At 70.0% G+C, this 17242-nt stretch carries 16 protein-coding genes and 1 pseudogene; 7 read left to right on the top strand and 10 right to left on the bottom strand.

Annotated features, from left to right (window positions below; translation table 11 throughout):
• Positions 1–84: 84 nt before the first annotated feature.
• The 3 genes from CSX12_RS07250 to CSX12_RS07240 form a co-directional block, all read right to left on the bottom strand.
• Positions 85–339, bottom strand: a complete 255-nt coding sequence (locus CSX12_RS07250; RefSeq protein WP_083391685.1) for a YlxR family protein — start codon at positions 337–339, stop codon at positions 85–87.
• A gap of 62 nt (positions 340–401) precedes the next feature.
• On the bottom strand, positions 402–1385 hold the full coding sequence (gene nusA, locus CSX12_RS07245) for a transcription termination factor NusA (RefSeq protein WP_017203098.1): 984 nt from the start codon (positions 1383–1385) through the stop codon (positions 402–404).
• A 185-nt stretch (positions 1386–1570) separates the two neighbouring features.
• Positions 1571–2611, bottom strand: coding sequence for a TIGR00730 family Rossman fold protein (locus tag CSX12_RS07240; RefSeq protein ID WP_124895352.1), 1041 nt, complete (start codon positions 2609–2611; stop codon positions 1571–1573).
• A 114-nt stretch (positions 2612–2725) separates the two neighbouring features.
• On the opposite strand from CSX12_RS07240, the gene CSX12_RS07235 reads away from it, so the two are divergent.
• On the top strand, positions 2726–3229 hold the full coding sequence (locus CSX12_RS07235) for a pyridoxamine 5'-phosphate oxidase family protein (protein ID WP_026049846.1): 504 nt from the start codon (positions 2726–2728) through the stop codon (positions 3227–3229).
• Positions 3230–3248: 19 nt separating this feature from the next.
• On the opposite strand, the gene CSX12_RS07230 is transcribed toward CSX12_RS07235, so the two are convergent.
• The 3 genes from CSX12_RS07230 to CSX12_RS18475 are packed head-to-tail and all read right to left on the bottom strand — an operon-like array spanning position 3249 to position 6030.
• Positions 3249–5009 carry a proline--tRNA ligase gene (locus CSX12_RS07230; RefSeq protein ID WP_124895351.1) on the bottom strand — a complete coding sequence of 587 codons (1761 nt, stop codon included), beginning with the start codon at positions 5007–5009 and terminating at the stop codon, positions 3249–3251.
• Positions 5010–5049: 40 nt separating this feature from the next.
• Positions 5050–5820: an isocitrate lyase/phosphoenolpyruvate mutase family protein gene (locus tag CSX12_RS07225; RefSeq protein WP_124895350.1), complete on the bottom strand. Its 771-nt coding sequence runs from the start codon at positions 5818–5820 to the stop codon at positions 5050–5052.
• Between the two features lie 48 nt (positions 5821–5868).
• Positions 5869–6030, bottom strand: coding sequence for a hypothetical protein (locus CSX12_RS18475; RefSeq protein ID WP_164479503.1), 162 nt, complete (start codon positions 6028–6030; stop codon positions 5869–5871).
• On the opposite strand from CSX12_RS18475, the gene CSX12_RS07220 reads away from it, so the two are divergent.
• Entirely contained in the window at positions 6010–7425 is a 1416-nt protein-coding gene (locus tag CSX12_RS07220) for an RNB domain-containing ribonuclease (protein ID WP_124895349.1), read from the top strand. The two genes, CSX12_RS18475 and CSX12_RS07220, sit on opposite strands and share 21 nt — an antisense overlap.
• Before the next feature lie 173 nt (positions 7426–7598).
• Here the strand turns inward: CSX12_RS07220 and CSX12_RS07215 are convergent, their stop codons facing one another.
• Genes CSX12_RS07215 through ispG form a run of 3 tightly spaced genes read right to left on the bottom strand, consistent with a single transcriptional unit; the run spans position 7599 to position 9995 of the window.
• Positions 7599–8462, bottom strand: coding sequence for a hypothetical protein (locus tag CSX12_RS07215; protein WP_124895348.1), 864 nt, complete (start codon positions 8460–8462; stop codon positions 7599–7601).
• A gap of 56 nt (positions 8463–8518) precedes the next feature.
• Positions 8519–8851, bottom strand: a complete 333-nt coding sequence (locus tag CSX12_RS07210) for a nuclear transport factor 2 family protein (protein ID WP_017203107.1) — start codon at positions 8849–8851, stop codon at positions 8519–8521.
• A gap of 13 nt (positions 8852–8864) precedes the next feature.
• Positions 8865–9995, bottom strand: a complete 1131-nt coding sequence (ispG, locus tag CSX12_RS07205; protein WP_017203108.1) for a flavodoxin-dependent (E)-4-hydroxy-3-methylbut-2-enyl-diphosphate synthase — start codon at positions 9993–9995, stop codon at positions 8865–8867.
• 77 nt (positions 9996–10072) lie between these two features.
• Here ispG and CSX12_RS07200 point away from each other — a divergent pair, with 77 nt between their 5' ends.
• Positions 10073–10699 (top strand): pyroglutamyl-peptidase I, encoded by a 627-nt coding sequence (locus tag CSX12_RS07200; RefSeq protein ID WP_124895347.1) that lies wholly within the window; start codon positions 10073–10075, stop codon positions 10697–10699.
• A gap of 170 nt (positions 10700–10869) precedes the next feature.
• Complete coding sequence (locus CSX12_RS07195) at positions 10870–12753, top strand: chorismate-binding protein (protein ID WP_124895346.1); 1884 nt, start codon at positions 10870–10872, stop codon at positions 12751–12753.
• A gap of 27 nt (positions 12754–12780) precedes the next feature.
• On the opposite strand, the pseudogene CSX12_RS07190 reads toward CSX12_RS07195, so the two are convergent.
• Positions 12781–14093 (bottom strand): annotated as a pseudogene (locus tag CSX12_RS07190) (M50 family metallopeptidase).
• A 65-nt stretch (positions 14094–14158) separates the two neighbouring features.
• Between CSX12_RS07190 and CSX12_RS07185 the strand changes: the two are divergent.
• The 3 genes from CSX12_RS07185 (at position 14159) to CSX12_RS07175 (ending at position 17231) form a co-directional block, all read left to right on the top strand.
• Positions 14159–14743, top strand: coding sequence for a hypothetical protein (locus CSX12_RS07185; RefSeq protein WP_124895345.1), 585 nt, complete (start codon positions 14159–14161; stop codon positions 14741–14743).
• A gap of 96 nt (positions 14744–14839) precedes the next feature.
• Positions 14840–15514, top strand: coding sequence for a YcnI family protein (locus CSX12_RS07180; protein ID WP_124895344.1), 675 nt, complete (start codon positions 14840–14842; stop codon positions 15512–15514).
• A gap of 94 nt (positions 15515–15608) precedes the next feature.
• Positions 15609–17231 (top strand): UDP-N-acetylmuramoyl-L-alanyl-D-glutamate--2,6-diaminopimelate ligase, encoded by a 1623-nt coding sequence (locus CSX12_RS07175; protein WP_051000876.1) that lies wholly within the window; start codon positions 15609–15611, stop codon positions 17229–17231.
• Positions 17232–17242 lie beyond the last annotated feature (11 nt).

Genomic DNA, 17242 nt, shown 5'->3' with positions numbered 1-17242 from the left:
TCTGAGTCGGTCCACCCAGACAGGGCAGACCACTAGTCGCGGACGGGTCTCATTTCGAGCCGTTCACTTTGTTTCCATAGCTGTTCAGCCTTTGTTTCTTGGTGGGTGCTGTTCGAAGGTCCGTGTGTCCAGCTGAGTGGTCACACGCAGTGCTCGTCCGAAAGCCCGTCGCCGCAGAGCGGCCTCCATGCATTCGGGTGTCGGATGCACCCACGCGCCGCGCCCCGGCAGGACAGCACGCTCATCGGGGATGAGGGTGTCGTTCTGGGCAACCACCCTGAGCAGAGTGGAGCGGGGAGCACGCGTGCGGCAACCGACGCACGTTCGTACGGGTTCCATCTTACACCTGCGTTTCACCCCGCCTCGTCCGCGGACGGGCGTGGCGGGAGGCCGGAGCCCGGTCAGTCGAGGACGCTGTCGGGCTGGATGTCGATCTTCGCGCCCGTCAGCTTGGCGGCGAGTCGGGCGTTCTGGCCCTCCTTGCCGATGGCGAGCGACAGCTGATAGTCCGGCACCAGGGCGCGCACGGCCTTGGTGCCGGCATCGAGCACGAACGCGCTCGTCACCTTGGCGGGCGAGAGGGCGTGGGCCACGAAGGTCGGCAGATCGGCGTCGTAGTCGACGATGTCGATCTTCTCCCCCGCGAGTTCCTCGGTCACCGCGCGCACGCGACGGCCGAGCTCGCCGATGCAGGCGCCCTTGGCGTTGATGGACGGGTCGTTCGCCTTCACCGCGATCTTGGTGCGGTGGCCCGCCTCGCGAGCCAGCGCGACGATCTCGACCAGCCCTGCGGCGATCTCCGGCACCTCGAGGGCGAAGAGCTTGCGGACGAGACCGGGGTGCGTGCGCGAGACGGTGATCTGCGGACCCTTGAGGCCCTTGGCCACACTCGTGACGTAGACGCGCAGACGCGATCCGTGCGTGTACTCCTCGCCGGGCACCTGCTCCTCCGGGGGCAGGATCGCCTCGACCGAGCCCAGATCCACGTGGATCATGCGCGGGTTCGGACCCTGCTGGATCACGCCGGCGACGATGTCGCCCTCTTTGCCCTTGAACTCGCCCAGCACGGCGTCGTCCGCGATGTCGCGCAGACGCTGGCTGATGACCTGCTTCGCGGCGAAGGCGGCGATGCGTCCGAAGTCGTCCGGGGTCGCGTCCTCCTCGCCGATGATCGCGTCCTCCTCGTCACGGACGACCTGCAGCACCGCGACGTGGCCGGTCTTGCGATCGAGGTGCACCCGGACGCCTTCGGGGGTGGCGCCGTCTGCGGAGACGTGCTTGGAGTACGCGGTCAGGATCGCCTGCTCGATGATCGCGACGAGTTCGTCGAAGGGGATCGCCTTCTCCTTCTCGATCCCTCGCAGCAGACTCAGTTCGATGTCCATGACGGCCTCCCTATTCAGCTCTCGTCGCGCCTGTTCGCACGCGCGACATCCGTACAACGATACCCTGCGTCCCGGCGGCACTGCCACGCCGCCGCCTCACCCGCGCACGCAGGCCGACGCGCCGCATCAGGCGTGCGGACGCAGAAACCGCCTGAACCGGCGGGAACGCCTGAACCGGCGCGGGGTCAGTCCTTCGGTGCGGAGGAGAGGGCGTTGATCGCGCCGATCAGGCGGAAGAGGTTGCCGACCTGGCGCTGATCCAGGTGCAGGGCGAGGCGCGGCAGGTCGAGGCGATCGTCGTCGGCGACCTCGGGCGACCGGGGCGCGGTCCGCTCGATGCGGCCGGTCGAGAGGATCGCTGCGAACTCCGTGTTCAGCTCTTCGATCTCCTCATCCGTCGGCTCGGCCTTGAGACGCAGCACCAGCGTGTCCCCGACCCAGCGCAGCGAGTCGTAGTTGCGCCAGAAACCGGTGATCTCGGCGCGCGCCGCCTCGACGGAGTCGGTGATGACCACCCGATCGAAGTCGCCCGGGGAGATCACCCCCATCGGGGCGAGGTGCTCGTCGACGAACCGCCGCATCCCCTCCCAGAACGATCCGCCCTTCTCGTCGAGCAGCACGATGGGCGTCGGCTCGGCCTTGCCCGTCTGCTGGAGGGTGAGCAGCTCGAACATCTCGTCGAGGGTGCCGAACCCGCCGGGGAGGCAGATGAAGCCGCTCGACTCCTTGATGAGCATGAGCTTGCGAGTGAAGAAGTACTTCATCGCGACGACCTGATCGCTCCCCGCGACGAGGCTGTTCGCCTTCTCCTCGAAGGGCAGCCGGATCGAGACGCCGAGCGACAGCGCGGGGCCAGCGCCCTCGGCCGCCGCCTGCATGATCCCGGGCCCTGCACCCGTGACGACCATCCAGCCGTCGCTCGCGAGCGCCGCGGCAACGTCGCGTGCCTGCCGGAAGAGAGGGTCATCGGGGCGGGTGCGCGCGGAGCCGAACACGGTCACCTTGGGCACACCGCGGAAGGGCGCGAACAGACGGAAGGCATCGCGCATCTCGGCCAGAGCGGCGGAGGCGATCTTGAGGTCGAGGCGGTCGGTGCCGTCCTCCCCGAGGAGCAGCGCGGTCCGCAGCATCCGCATCACGAGCCGGCGGTCCGTGGACACGCCGGCCTCGTCCAGCACATGGTTGATCTCGTCGCTCAGAGCTGCCGGCAGCATTTCCTCGGTCATGATCCCAGCGTCCCATGGGGCGTGCGGTGGGCGACGCGCAACGCCGAGGGAGCACGCGCGATGAGCGGTGTCAACGCCCGTGCCCGACGCGTCCGCACGCGGCATCATGGCGGCATGACAGAGATCACCGGACCCGAAGCCCTCGCCCGCGTCGCCGAGCTCGTGGAGGACATCGACTTCACGATGCTCACGACCACCGACCCGGAGGGCAACCTCGTCAGCCGTCCGATGTCGACGCGACAGATGGACGACGCTGGCGCCATCTGGTTCTTCACTGCCGAGGACACCGAGAAGGTCGAAGAGGCTCGCCGTCATCATGACGTCGGGCTGGCCTACTGCGACGCCAAGGGCATGCGCTACGTGTCGGTCGCCGGTACCGCCGAGATCGTGCACGATCGCGCGAAGATGCAGGAGCTCTACTCCCCCTCGCTCGACATCTGGTTCGAGGACGGGCTGGACACGCCAGGAATCGCGCTGCTCAAGGTGACACCGGTCGTCGCCGAGTTCTGGGAGCCCGCGAAGGGGAAGGTCGCGATGGCCGCCGGGGCGCTCAAGGCGCTGGTGACCCGAGACACCCCGGACGACGACACCATGAACCACGGCCGCATCACCTGCTGAGCGGCAGGCACAGCGGGCGTCAGCGAGTGGAGCTGAGCCGCTCCACCGCGTCGGCGACCGAGACGGCCTCGCGCTCGCCCGTGCGACGATCCCAGAACTCGACCTGGCCGTCGGCGGCTCCCCGGCCGACGATCACGATCTTCGGCACGCCGACGAGTTCCGCATCGCCGAACTTGACACCCGGGGACACCTTCGGACGGTCGTCGTAGAGCACGTCGAGTCCTGCGGCTTCGAGCTGGGCGGAGAGGTCCTCGGCGACGTCGAAGGCGACCTGATCGCGACCGGCAGCGACCACCTGGACGTCGAAGGGCGCGACCGACGACGGCCAGATCAGGCCCTTGTCGTCGTTGTTCAGCTCCGCGATGATCGCCAGGATGCGGGTGACGCCGATTCCGTAGGAGCCCATCGTCACGGTGACGAGCTTGCCGTTCTCATCGAGCACCTTGAGGCCCAGAGCCTCGGCGTACTTGCGGCCGAGCTGGAAGACATGACCGATCTCCATACCGCGTGCCAGCTCCACGGGACCGCTCCCGTCGGGCGCGGGGTCACCGGCGCGGACGTTCGCGATCTCGACGATCCCGTCCGCCTCGAAGTCACGGCCGGCCACCACCGAGTGCGCGTGCTTCTGATCGATGTTCGCACCCGTGATCCAGCTGGTGCCCTCGCTCACGCGGGGGTCGACGAGATAGCGGATTCCGGTCGCCGACTCCTCGCCGAGGACGGCTCCGGTGGGCGACCAAGGTCCGATGTACCCCTTGACCAGCAGCGGGTTCCGCTCGAAGTCCTCGGCGGTGGCGGTCTCGACCTCGGCCGGCGCGAAGGCCACCTCGGCACGCTTCTCGTCGACCTCGCGGTCTCCGGGGATGCCGACGATCACGAGCTCCCGCGTGCCGTCGAGGTGCTTCAGCGCCAGCACGACGTTCTTGAGGGTGTCCGCCGCGGTGAACTCGCCGTCGAGGACGCGGTTGGCATGCGCGACGAGCGTCTCGATCGTGGGCGTGTCCGGGGAGTCGAAGATCAGGGGCGATCCGGCGACGTCGAAGGCGACGGGCTCGGGTACAGCGGTCGTGAAGGCCTCGACGTTGGCCGCGTAGCCTCCGGCGCTGCGCACGAACGTGTCCTCGCCGACCGGCGTCGGGTGCAGGAACTCCTCGCTCCGGGATCCGCCCATCGCCCCGGCGTCGGCCTGGACGATCGCGTACTCGAGTCCGAGGCGCTGGAAGATCCGCTCATACGCGTCCCGCTGCGCCTGGTAGCTCGCGTCCAGCCCCTCGTCCGAGGAGTCGAAGGAGTAGGCGTCCTTCATCGTGAACTCGCGCCCGCGAAGCAGCCCCGCCCGCGGACGAGCCTCGTCGCGGTACTTGTCCTGGATCTGGTAGATCGTCAGCGGCAAGTCCTTGTACGAGGAGTACAGGTCCTTCACCAGCAGCGTGAACGCCTCCTCGTGCGTGGGCGCGAGAAGGTAGTCGCCGCCCTTGCGATCCTGCAGGCGGAACAGCAGGTCGCCGTACTCGTCCCACCGCCCCGTCGCCGCATAGGCCTCGCGGGGCATGAGGGCAGGGAAATGGACCTCCTGCGCGCCTGCCGCGGCCATCTCCTCGCGGACGATCGTCTCGATCCGCGACTTCACTCGCAGGCCCAGCGGGAGCCACGCGAAGATGCCGGCCGCCTGCGGTCGGATGTAACCGGCGCGGATCAGCAGCTTGTGGCTGGCGACCTCTGCGCCGGCAGGGTCTTCGCGGAGCGTGCGGAGGAAGAAGTTCGAGAGACGAGTGACCACGGAGCAAGTCTAGTGAACCGCGGCCACCCGTCCCGGACGCTCAGTTGAGCGCGGGGAGGTTCGCCGGGACGACGCCGCCCGCGTAGAGGTCGGCGGCGAGCTCCTGCAGCGCGGTCAGAGCCACCCGCTGCGGAAGAGGGCCGTACGAGATGCGCGCGACGCCGAGCTTCTCATACTCGGACGCCGCGAGCGCACCCGGGATCCCGATCACGCTGACCTTGCGCTCGCCGATGCCCTCCACGAGCTGACGGGTCACGTTCATGTCGAGGATGCCGGGAACGAAGACCGCGGTGGCTCCGGCGTCGAGGAAGGCGCGTCCGCGCTGGATCGCATCGGCGATGCTCTCCTCGACCGGACGATGGCCCGCACGGACGAAGGCATCCGTCCTGGCGTTCAGCGCGAACGGCACGCCCTCGGCCTCCGCCGCCTTCACGATGGCTTCGACGGCGGCGACGGACTCGGCGAGCGGCTTGAGCCGGTCCTCCACGTTCGCCCCGACGACACCGGCTCCGATCGCGAGCCGCGTGGTCTCCCCCGCGTCGCCGTACCCGTCATCCAGATCGGCGGTGACGGGCACGGGCACGGCGGCGGCGATGCGCCCGACCATGTCGATCATGATCTCGCGCGGCGTCGTTCCGTCCTCGAAGCCGAAGGACGCCGCGACCCCGTGGCCCGCGGTCGCGATCGCCTTCGTCTCGGGAAGAGCGGCGACCGCGCGAGCGGACACCACGTCCCACACGTTCACGACGCGGAGGATCTCCGGTGCGTCATAGAGTCCGACGAGGGTCTGTGCCTTGGCTGCAGTGGTCATGCCTCCACGCTAACGCGGGTTGCCCTCGACGGGGCCGTGTTCGACGGGTCAGGCCTTGAGCACCACCTTGAGCGCCTTGGTCTCGGCGGCGCGGCTGAAGGTGTCGTACGCATCCTGGATGTCATCGAGCGCGAAGCGGTGCCCGCTCAGCGCGACCGGTGCCGGAGGCCGGCCGCCTAGTGTGGAGCCATGCCGCAGCGCCGATCCCACGTCGCCCCCTCCGCCGCCCAGACCGAGCTCGCCGCGGCCCTCGCCGCCCTGCGGGAGACCCTGGAGGCTCCGACGGACTTCCCCGTGGAGGTGCTCGCCGAGGCGGAGACGCTGACGGCTCCGGCGCCGGAGCTCGATCTCCGGGATCTCCCGTTCGCGACGCTCGACCCTGCGGGCGCACGCGACCTGGATCAGGCGTTCCACCTGGAGCGCGACGGCGACGGCTACCTCGTGCGCTACGCGATCGCGGATGTCCCCGGCTTCGTCGTGCCGGGAGGCGCGGTGGACGCCGAGGCGCGTCGCCGCGGACAGACCCTGTACGCGGCGGACGGCACCATCCCGCTGCATCCGCCGACCCTGAGCGAGGATCGCGCCTCGCTGCTGCCCGACGTCGACCGCCCTGCGCTCGTGTGGACGTTCACCCTCGACTCCGACGGCGCCGTGACCGATTTCCGGTTGCAGCGCGCGCTCATCCGGTCCCGGGCGCAACTGGACTACGCGACGACGCAACGGGCCCTGGACGCCGGAGAAGGCGGTCCCGCTGCCCTGCTGCCGGAGATCGGCGCCCTACGTCTCGAACAGGAGCGCCGACGCGGGGGTGCCAGTCTGAATCTGCCGGACGAGGAGGTTGTGCGCACGCCCGACGGCGGGTACGCGATCGAGCGGCGCAGCCCCCTGCCGGTCGAGGAATGGAACGCGCAGCTGTCGCTCATGACGGGCATGGCGGCCGCATCGCTCATGCTCGACGCGGGTGTGGGCATCATCCGCACGATGCCGGAGCCGGATGAGGCGGCCTTCGAGGCGTTCCGGCATCAGACGGCGGCGCTCGGGCGTCCCTGGGTCGGCGGGACCTACGGAGAGTATCTTCGTGGTCTCGACCGTGCCGACCCGATGACCCTGCCCGTGCTCGAGGCGGCGGCGTCCCTGTTCCGCGGCGCCGGATACCTGGTGTTCGACGGGGAGGCGCCGAAAGACGCCGTTCAAGCCGCGATCGCCGCCCCGTACGCGCACGCGACCGCTCCCCTGCGCCGCCTCGTCGACCGGTGGGCCCTCGCGATCTGCCTCGCCGCATCGGCAGGAGAACCCGTGCCGCCGTGGGTGCGCTCCTCCCTCGGCGATCTCCCCGCCCTGATGCAGCAATCCGGACAGCGCGCCTCGCAGCTGGACGCGGCCACGATCAATCGGGTCGAGGCGGCGCTCCTGACACCTCTGGTCGGGCGAAGCCTCGAGGCGACCGTGATCGAGCTGCGGGGCGACCGGGCAGCCATCCAGATCGCAGACCCCGCCGTCACAGCCACCGCGCCCGTGCCCGCCGACGCGAAGCCGGGTGACATCCTCCGGCTGCGCGTCGTCCGCGCGGACATCTCCGAGGGAGTGGTCGAGTTCGCCGTCTGAGCCCTCCCCGGCCGCTACGCTGACCGGATGGATCACGCGGGACTCGCCGAGCGACCTCGCCGGATCAGGCGATCCTGCCGGGTCAGGCAGTTTCCCGCCAGAAGCGCCTGATTCCGCAGGGTTGCCTGATGCGGGTGTGCCGTCACCCGAGGAAGCCTCCGGGCGTCACGGGGTCAGGCGCGGGTCGCGGTCGTGGTCATGACGAGCAGCTGAGGGTCGCTGAGGTCGAGCGAGACCGAGATCGAGGCGAACTCGTCGAGCGAGGCGACGTGCGTCCCGCCGCACAGGATCACGGCCTCCCCCTCAGGGAGGTCGCAGCGCCAGCGTCGACGGTCCACGATCGTCGGGCCGTCGACCTCGATGAGGCTCGCCGCGCCGGAGGCGACCCAGGCCGCGAGCTGAGCGTTGATGCGCTGCTCCCGATCGGAGAGCGTGGCAGCGAACATCTCGGTGTCGAACCCGGCACGACGCAGACTCTTGCCGAGTCGGTACTCGTCGACCGCGCCGTCCTCATGGATGCGGCTGGACTGGTTCGCGCGCCCCTCGAAGTCGGGATTGCCCAGCGCATCCTCCCCCGGGCCCTTGCGCCAGAGGTCCGCGACTGCGAGATCCAGGGCGAGAGACGCGAGGTGACATGCGGTGTGGCCGCGGCTCAGCCCGGCACGGTGACCCTCGTCGACCGCGAGAGACACTCCCGCACCCTGTGTGAGCCAGGCCGGTGCATCGCCGTCGAGTCGATGGCCGACCAGCCAGGTCCATCCCTCGGCTCCGCGCTTGACGGGGATGGCGCTTCCGACCGCGAACTCGCCCTCGTCCGACACAGCCGCCATGAGCGCCTCGGTCACGCGGACGGATCCGCCACCGGCCGTCAGCACACCGACGTCACCGGGCTGGTCGGGCCAGGTGTGGTCGACCGGGTGGAACGGCGTGGCGTCGACGACGACCACCGTCCCCTCGGGGTCGTCGGCCACGCGGGTCACGACGGCGTCTCCACGGAGGGTGCCGTCCGGGAAGGTAACAATCGTGGGCGTGGTCATGGGTCTCCTCGGAAAGGGCTCCCTCGACGGGGCCGATGCGGTGGGCGGTGTCAGTGTCAGTGCGATGGCGGGATCGTGAAGCTGGCGAGCTTGGCGCCCTCGACGACGAAGATCCCGTCGGACTCTCCGTTGAAGACGCGACTGGACCATCCGAATCGGATGCGCGTCGTGTCGCCGTCCGTCGCGGCGGAGAGCACCGTCATCCGCGCCCCCGCGCCGATCGCGTCAGTGTCCGCCCAGCTGCGCACGCCGTCAGCACCCGCCTTGACGGTGCCCCAGTCGTTCACGAAGCCGTCCGCGGTGAATGCGTCGACGAAGGCCGCGGTGTCCCCGGCGTTGATCGCATCGATCATCGTCTGGACCGGCGCTGGCAGGAGGAAGTCGGACACGGTGCTCCTCCGCTCAGGCGGTGACGACCTGGGCTGTGCCGAGCGGCGCCTCCGGGCCCATCTCGGCGGCGATCCGGTTGGCCTCTTCGATCAGGGTCGCGACGATGTCGGCCTCCGGCACCGTCTTGATGACCTCGCCCTTGACGAAGATCTGCCCCTTGCCGTTGCCCGATGCCACGCCGAGGTCGGCCTCACGGGCTTCACCGGGTCCGTTCACGACGCAGCCCATGACGGCGACGCGCAGCGGCACGGTCATGTCCTTGAGTCCCTCGGTCACGTCTTCGGCGAGCGTGTACACGTCGACCTGGGCGCGTCCGCACGAGGGGCAGGACACGATCTCGAGCTTGCGCTCGCGCAGATTGAGCGACTGCAGGATCTGATGCCCGACCTTGACTTCCTCGGCGGGCGGCGCCGACAGGGACACGCGGATGGTGTCGCCGATTCCCTCACCGAGCAGGATGCCGAACGCCGTGGCGCTCTTGATCGTGCCCTGGAACGCCGGTCCTGCCTCGGTGACGCCGAGGTGCAGCGGCCAGTCGCCGCGCTCGGCCAGCTGGCGGTACGCCTTGACCATCACGACGGGGTCGTTGTGCTTGACGGAGATCTTGAAGTCGTGGAAGTCGTGCTCCTCGAACAGCGACGCCTCCCAGACGGCGCTCTCCACGAGGGCCTCCGGGGTCGCCTTGCCGTACTTCTCGAGCAGACGGCGGTCGAGCGAGCCCGCATTCACGCCGATGCGCAGCGAGACACCGGCGTCCTTGGCAGCCTTCGCGATCTCTCCGACCTGGTCGTCGAACTTGCGGATGTTGCCGGGGTTGACCCGCACGGCAGCACAGCCCGCGTCGATCGCCTGGAAGACGTACTTCGGCTGGAAGTGGATGTCGGCGATCACCGGGATCTGGCTCTTCTTGGCGATGATGTGCAGCACGTCGGCATCGTCCTGCGACGGAACCGCCACGCGCACGATCTCGCAGCCCGACGCCGTCAGCTCGGCGATCTGCTGCAGAGTCCCGTTGATATCGGTGGTCTTCGTCGTCGTCATCGACTGCACGCTGACGGGGGCGTCACCACCCACGAGCACCTTGCCCACCTTGATCTGCCGAGACTTCCGGCGCGGGGCGAGGACTTCGGGGATCTTCGGCATTCCGAGGTTCACTGCTGGCACCCCCTCAGCCTACGCCGCTCGGATGCATGCGGGCTGGAAGCGCCTAGCCTGAGAGCATGCCCGTCATCCTGCTCACCGGCTTCGAGCCGTTCGCCGGCTCCGACCGCAACCCGTCGGCAGACGCCGTCGAAGCCGTCGCGCAGGGCTACGACGGCCCCCATGACCTCGTCGTCGCGACCCTGCCGGTCGCCTTCGACACCTCCGCGCGGCATCTGCGGGAGCTCATCGCGCAGCACTCTCCTGATGCCGTGGTCGCCACCGGTCTCGCCGGGGGAAGCGCGCAGATCGCGATCGAACGCCTCGGGGTGAATCTGATCGACGCGCGGATCCCCGACAACGACGGCGCCCGACCCGTCGACGCGCCCAGCGAACCCGGCGGTCCGGCCGCGCGCTTCTCCACCCTCCCCGCCAAGCTCCTGGTGAAGGAGCTCACGCTCGCCGGTCTCCCGGCGCGCGTCTCCCTCTCCGCCGGCACATACGTCTGCAACCACGTGCTGTACACCGCACTGGGGGCGGTCCGCACCGACGCCGTCGCCGGCTTCGTGCACCTGCCCTGGTCGACCAGCACCGCGCCCGACGGCGCACCGCACCTGCCGGAGGAGGAGCTGGCCCTGGCCGTTCGCCTCATCGTGGATCACGTCTTCGACGCCGAGGTCCGGGAGGCGGGCGGCACCATCTGGTGACGTCATCGCGCCGGGGAGCGCCGTGACCGTGTGGTAGTTTCGGCCCATGCTCGCGAACTTCACCTGGTGGCCCGCCTTCTAGGCGGTGTGTTCGCGTTCCCACGAATCCAGACCGCCTCCGGGGCGGTCTTTTCGTTGCGCCGAGCCGGAGCACTGCACAGGAGACATCGATGACCCTCTCACGACTGGCCGAGCTCACCGCGGATCCCACGGCATCCTTCGTGCTGATCGCGCGCGACAGGGCGGACACGGTCGAGCTGCTCACGGGCGAGGTCGCGGACGTCGACCTGCTCGCCGACATCCCCCTGACGATCGACGGCACACCGCGCGAGGTCTTCGCCCTGGTCCCTTACCGGCAGGTGCGTGAGAGGGGCTTCGTGGCCCAGGACGACGGGGCGCCGCTGCGCTGCCTGATCGTCGATGAGCACGGCGAGATCGAGACGCCTGCGCTCGTCGATGCGCTCCCGAGTGCACCGGTGCCGCTGCACGACGACGGCTTCGACATCGCCGACGAGGAATACGCCGCGATCGTCGAGAAGGTCATCGCCGAGGAGATCGGACGCGGCGAGGGTGCGAACTTCGTGATCCGTCGCGACTTCACCGCGAGCATCGACGTCGACGACCGCACGGCTGCCCTCACCTGGTTCCGCGCGCTGCTGACACACGAGCGCGGGGCCTACTGGACGTTCGCCGTCTTCACGCCGGGACACATTGCCGTCGGTGCGAGCCCCGAGGCGCACGTGGTCGCCCGCGGCGGCGTGGTCACCATGAACCCGATCTCCGGCACCTTCCGCCACCCGGCGGGGGGAGCAACCCGGGAGACGCTGACCGATTTCCTCTCCTCGACGAAGGAGACGGAGGAGCTGTTCATGGTGGTGGACGAGGAGCTCAAGATGATGAGCGCCGTCTGCTCCGACGGCGGCCGGATCACCGGTCCGCACCTCAAGGAGATGTCGCGCCTGACCCACACCGAGTACATGCTCCGCGGACGCAGCGGGCTCGACCCGCGCGACATCCTCCGGGAGACGATGTTCGCCCCGACCGTCACGGGCTCGCCGATGCAGAACGCGTGCGCCGTGATCCGGCGACACGAGCGGAAACCGCGCGGTTACTACTCGGGGGTCGCCGCACTGTTCACGCCGAACGCGGAGGGCGGCCACGACGTGGATGCGCCGATCCTCATCCGCACGGTCTACCTCCAGGACGGCACCCTCAGCGTGCCGGTCGGCGCCACGCTCGTGCGCCACTCCGACCCGCTGGGCGAGGTCTCCGAGACGCACGGGAAGGCCGCAGGGGTGCTGGGCGCGATCGGGGCCATCGACCGCGACCGGGTCGCCGAGGCGCGCAGCGACGCCGATGCACCCGGTGAGACCCGCGCCCTCGCCGACGACCCGGTGATCGCCGAGCTGCTGTCATCCCGCAACGCCCGTCTCGCCGAGTTCTGGCTCAACCCGCAGGGCGAGGACTTCACGGGACCGTTCGCGGGCCGCACCGCCCTCGTCGTGGACGCCGAGGATCGGTTCACGACCATGCTCGCGCACCAGTTGCGCCATCTCGGCCTCGGCGTGACGATCGCACCATGGAGCGAGGTCGCGGATGCCGATGTCGACGCGGCCGACCTCGTCGTCGCCGGACCAGGGCCCGGGGATCCCCGGGACACGGCGAGCCCCCGCATCGCCCGCATGCGGGACATCGTCGCCCGCCGTCTCGACGCCCGGGCACCGCTGCTCGCGGTGTGCCTCAGCCACCAGATCCTCGCTGATCGGCTCGGGATCGCGTTGACGCCGCTCGACTCGCCGCACCAGGGACTGCAGAAGTCGGTGCCGGTCTTCGGCGAGAAGGCCTCGATCGGCTTCTACAACACCTTCACTGCCCGCGTCGTTCCCGGAACGGAGCGCGTCGCGGGGGCGGAGGTGTCGGCCGACAGTGGCTCGGGCGACGTGTACGCCCTCCGTGGCGCGCACTTCGCCTCCGTGCAGGGGCATCTGGAGTCGATCCTGTCGCGCGACGGCATCCGGACCCTCGAGCGTCTCGTCGCGCACGCCGTCGCCTGATCACTGCAGCGCGCCAGGAACGCGCGCTCAGCCCAGCAGCTTCACCGGGTTGAACAGATCGGCGACCAGGAGCAGGGCGCCCATGCCGATCAGCAGCACCGCGACGACCACCGTCAGCGGTACGAGCTTCGTCGCATCCACGGGCGCGGGGGCGGTCGCCGGAAGAGCTTCGCCCACACTCGCCGAACGCCCTCCCACAGCGCCACCACGACGTGTCCGCCGTCGAGGGGGAGCAACGGGATGAGGTTGAAGACGAAGAGCGCGACGTTCAGCGAGCCGAGCAGGCTCAGCAGGATCGCGAAGCGGTTGAGCACGGGCGCGTCCGTCGCGGCGACCTCTCCGGCGAGGCGCCCCACACCCACCACGCTGAGGGGGCCGTTCGGGTCGCGCTCGCTCCCGGTCACGAGCGACACCCCGACGTCCCACAGGCGCACGGGCAGCGTGACGATCAGGGAGGCCACCCTGGAGACGTTCTCGGCAGCGAGCTGAGGGCCGGCGGTCAAGGGCTGCTGCACGTACCCCATCTGCGCCCCCATGCCGACGTAGCCGACCTCCTTGACGACGGGATCACCGGCGTCGTCGAGCACGGGCTGTCCGCTCGCGTCCGTGAGGGTGCGCTCGGCGGCGATCGGCGTGATCGACAGGGTCTTCTCCTCGCCCGCGCGCCGCACCACCATGTCGAGCGTCTCCCCGGGAGCGGCCTGGACGATCGCGGTCGCCTCCGCGAAGGTCGACACGGGTCGCCCGTCGATCGAGACGAGAACGTCACCCGGCTGGATCCCCGCTTCAGCCGCAGGCGACGGCGGGTCGGCCGACGTGCACTCGGTCGCGGTGGAGGACGCCGGCACGACGCACTCGTTCACCGAGGCGATCGTCGTGGTCCCCTGCTGCACGCCGATCCCGGAGACGAGGACCGTGAAGATCACGACGGCGAGGAGGAGGTTCATCAGCGGTCCGCCGAGCATGACGATCACGCGCTTCCAGACGGGGAGACGGTAGAAGACCCGGTCCTCCGCGCCCTCCGCGATGGTCTCGTCGTTCGCGGCCCGCGCGTCCTGGATGAGCGATCGGAACACCCCGGACGCCGGCCCCGTGCTCTTCGACGGGGGATACATGCCCGACATCGAGATGAACCCGCCCAGCGGCAGCATCTTGAATCCGTACTCGGTCTCGCCGATCCGCTTCGACCACAGCCGAGGACCGAAGCCGATCATGTACTGACCGACGCGCACGCCGAAGAGCTTGGCAGGGACGAGATGGCCGACCTCGTGCAGACCGATCGAGAGGCCGAGGCCGATCAGCATGAACACGATGCCCGCCACGTAGAGCACGATTTCCACGTGCCAACGCTAGTGCCCGCAGCTAGGAATCCGCCCGGCGCCGTCCGCGCGGCTAGGCTTGCCGTGTGAACGCCCGGCAGCTGCGACTCGTCCGCGCTGCGGCCGTATCCTCCGTCGCCACGCTGATCGCCGCGGTCTCGCACACTCTCGGCGGCGGATCCGCGCCCGCACCGCTGCTGATCCTGGCCGTCACGACGCTCCTGACGCCGCTGTCCGCTCTGCTCGTGGGAGCGCGCCGGTCACGGGGACGTGTCGCACTGGCCGTGCTCATCGCTCAAGGCGCGTTCCACGTCGTCTTCCAGGTCCTCGGCTCCCCGAGCGGGTCCGGCGCTGCCACCGCTCTCGGGCATTCCCACCACGTCGATCTGAGCCTGCTCGGCCCCGCGTCGCCCGCGACCGCACCCGGTGCCCTCATGCTGCTGGCGCACGCCGTCGCGGCGGTGCTCACCACGCTCCTGGTGTGGCACGGCGAAGGGCTCCTGCGCGCCGTCGCGCGCTGGGTCGAGGCGCTCCTCCTGCGGGCCGTCGCGTTCGCGTCGTCGGATCATCCCCGACCGCGGCCGCTGCGTTCGCTCCCGCTTCTCTCGATCGACGCCGCCGTCGCCGCGGCGGTGTCCAGACGCGGTCCTCCTCCGCTCGCCCGCGACTGACCGTCGCACCGGAACCCGTCGCCCATGGGCGGCATCACCCTTTCGCGGGGCCGTTCGTCGCGCCCCGCTCATTCCGAGCAATCAGGAGAATCCCGCATGTCCCGCAACACCTCTACCCGTACCCGCCGCACCGCCATCGCCTCCGCCGGCATCCTCGGCGGCGCCGCCCTCGTTCTCGCCGTCCCCGCGATGGCCGGCGCGCACGTCGGCGTCAGCCCCGACGAACTCGTCGCGGGCGACCACGGCGTCCTCACCTTCTCGTTCTCGCACGGGTGCGAGAACTCCCCCACCACCGCGCTCCGCATCACCATCCCTGACGGCCTCGCCTCGGTCGCCCCGACGATGGACGGCGACTGGGACATCCAGGTCGAGCGCGGCGATGACGGCCTGGTGAGCGCCGTGACCTACACCGCGCTCACCCCTGTCCCCACCGACCTGCGCGGAGCCGTCAGCATGTCGGTCGGCCTGGACGAGAGCACGCCCGAGTCCCTTGTGTTCCCCGTCGTGCAGGAGTGCGTCGAGGGCGCGACCGAGTGGACGCAGCTCGCGGAGGACGGGGAGGATCCGCACAGCCTCGAAGCTCCGGCCCCGGTCGTGACGGTCGCCGAGTCCCCTGCGGACGACGCTCACGGCGACCACGACGCGGCGGCGACGGACGGCGATGAGGCGACCACGAGCGATGTCGCGGGCATCGCTCTCGGCGCCGGCGGTCTCGTCGCCGGGATCTCCGCGCTCGTCGTGGCGATCCTCGCGTACCGTCGACGCGTCTGACGATCCGCACGGCTCCTCGCCCGCCGCATCCGAGCGCGCGAGGAGTCGTGCCGCAGAGGGGTTCGCCCTGAGGCCGTGAGATCATGGAGACGACATGTCGATTGAACAACAACCGAGCCTGCCTCCCGTGCTCCGCCCCGCGAACCCGCCCCGGCGTGAGCTGTCCGAACTCGCATCCCGTTTCGCCCGTGCCGTCCGCGGCGATGTCGACGGCATCGCCCTCACCGGCATCACCCTCGCCACGGCCGACCTCCGACCCGGCGAGGCGTTCGTGGCCATCCAGGGAGTGAACCGCCACGGCGCCGACTTCGCGGTCGCTGCCGCCGAGAAGGGTGCCGTCGCCGTCATCACCGACGAGGCGGGCGCGTCGATCGCTGAGGCTGCGGGCCTGCCGATCATCGTCGTCGATGACCCCCGAGCCGTGCTCGGCGACCTGAGCGCCTGGGTGTACGGCACCGGGGCGGACGACCCGCTCCCGCTGCTGTTCGCGACCACCGGGACGAACGGGAAGACCAGCACCTCCCACCTGCTCGAGGGGATCCTCGATCAGCTCGGCGTGGTCACCGGTCTCTCCTCGACGGCCGAGCGTCACATCGCGGGCGAAGTGATCGTGTCGCGGCTCACGACGCCCGAGGCGTCCGAGATGCATGCGCTCCTCGCTCTCATGCGCGAGCGGTCTGTCGAGGCCGTCGCGGTAGAGGTCAGCGCGCAGGCGCTGTCTCGTCATCGCGTCGACGGCATCCGCTTCGACGTCGCCGGGTTCACCAACCTGAGCCATGATCATCTCGACGACTACGCCGACATGGAGGAGTACTTCGAGGCGAAGCTGCCGCTGTTCCGTCCAGACCGCGCCCGGCGCGGCGTCATCTGCCTCGACTCCCCCTCGGGGGCGGTCGTCGTGGAGCGCGCCGAGATCCCCGTCGTGACCGTCGGTACTCCCTCCATCGCCGCCGATCCCGAGGCCGCCGCCGCCGCGGACTGGGTCGTCGTGATCGACGAGGAGCGCGCGTCCGGCACGACGTTCACGATGACAGGGCCCGCCGGATCGCTGACGACCACGGTGCCCGTGATCGGACCGCACATGGCCGCGAACGCGGCACTCGCGATCGTGATGCTGCTCGAGGGCGGGTACGCGTGGTCGCGCATCGTCGAGGCTCTCACGCGCGACGGCGGGATCCGCGCCTACCTCCCCGGGCGCACGCAGCTCGTGTCCGGTGAGGCCGGGCCGGCCGTGTTCGTCGACTTCGGCCACTCCCCCGACGCTTTCGAGAAGACCCTCGCCGCGGTGCGCCGGGTGACCCCGGGCAAGGTGCTGATGCTGTTCGGCGCTGACGGAGACCGCGACGCGAGCAAGCGGTTCGACATGGCCCGCACGGCCGTCGAAGGAAGCGACATCCTCGTCGTGACCGACCACCACCCCCGCTTCGAGGACCCCGCCTCCATCCGGGCCACTCTGATCGAGGGTGCCCGGCGCGCCCGCCCTGATGCCGAGATCCATGAGGCGTCCCCGCCCGAGAACGCGATCGTCACGGCGGTCGGACTCGTGGGCGAGGGCGACGCGATCCTCTGGGCAGGACCGGGGCACCAGGACTACCGCGACATCCGCGGCGTCCGCACCCCGTACTCGGCGCGAGAACTGGCCCGCCGGGCCCTGCGGGCGGCCGGCTGGCCGGTGCCCGACCCGAAGTGGCCCGTGCCCTATCCGGACGAGGACTGAGATCGGGAGGG

It is taken from the genome of Microbacterium sp. Y-01 (genome assembly GCF_003856715.1).
Classification (GTDB): Bacteria; Actinomycetota; Actinomycetes; order Actinomycetales; family Microbacteriaceae; genus Microbacterium; species Microbacterium algeriense.
Note: the sequence above shows the minus strand (reverse complement) of the source record. Positions and strands in the feature narration are given on the sequence as shown.

What these genes read in the sequence shown, in the direction of transcription:
- CSX12_RS07250 (WP_083391685.1), bottom strand. Translation starts at nt 339, where the DNA reads ATGGAACCCGTACGAACGTGCGTCGGTTGCCGCACGCGTGCTCCCCGC.
- nusA (WP_017203098.1), bottom strand. Translation starts at nt 1,385, where the DNA reads ATGGACATCGAACTGAGTCTGCTGCGAGGGATCGAGAAGGAGAAGGCG.
- CSX12_RS07240 (WP_124895352.1), bottom strand. Translation starts at nt 2,611, where the DNA reads ATGACCGAGGAAATGCTGCCGGCAGCTCTGAGCGACGAGATCAACCAT.
- CSX12_RS07235 (WP_026049846.1), top strand. Translation starts at nt 2,726, where the DNA reads ATGACAGAGATCACCGGACCCGAAGCCCTCGCCCGCGTCGCCGAGCTC.
- CSX12_RS07225 (WP_124895350.1), bottom strand. Translation starts at nt 5,820, where the DNA reads ATGACCACTGCAGCCAAGGCACAGACCCTCGTCGGACTCTATGACGCA.
- CSX12_RS07220 (WP_124895349.1), top strand. Translation starts at nt 6,010, where the DNA reads ATGCCGCAGCGCCGATCCCACGTCGCCCCCTCCGCCGCCCAGACCGAG.
- CSX12_RS07215 (WP_124895348.1), bottom strand. Translation starts at nt 8,462, where the DNA reads ATGACCACGCCCACGATTGTTACCTTCCCGGACGGCACCCTCCGTGGA.
- ispG (WP_017203108.1), bottom strand. Translation starts at nt 9,995, where the DNA reads ATGCCGAAGATCCCCGAAGTCCTCGCCCCGCGCCGGAAGTCTCGGCAG.
- CSX12_RS07200 (WP_124895347.1), top strand. Translation starts at nt 10,073, where the DNA reads ATGCCCGTCATCCTGCTCACCGGCTTCGAGCCGTTCGCCGGCTCCGAC.
- CSX12_RS07195 (WP_124895346.1), top strand. Translation starts at nt 10,870, where the DNA reads ATGACCCTCTCACGACTGGCCGAGCTCACCGCGGATCCCACGGCATCC.
- CSX12_RS07180 (WP_124895344.1), top strand. Translation starts at nt 14,840, where the DNA reads ATGTCCCGCAACACCTCTACCCGTACCCGCCGCACCGCCATCGCCTCC.
- CSX12_RS07175 (WP_051000876.1), top strand. Translation starts at nt 15,609, where the DNA reads ATGTCGATTGAACAACAACCGAGCCTGCCTCCCGTGCTCCGCCCCGCG.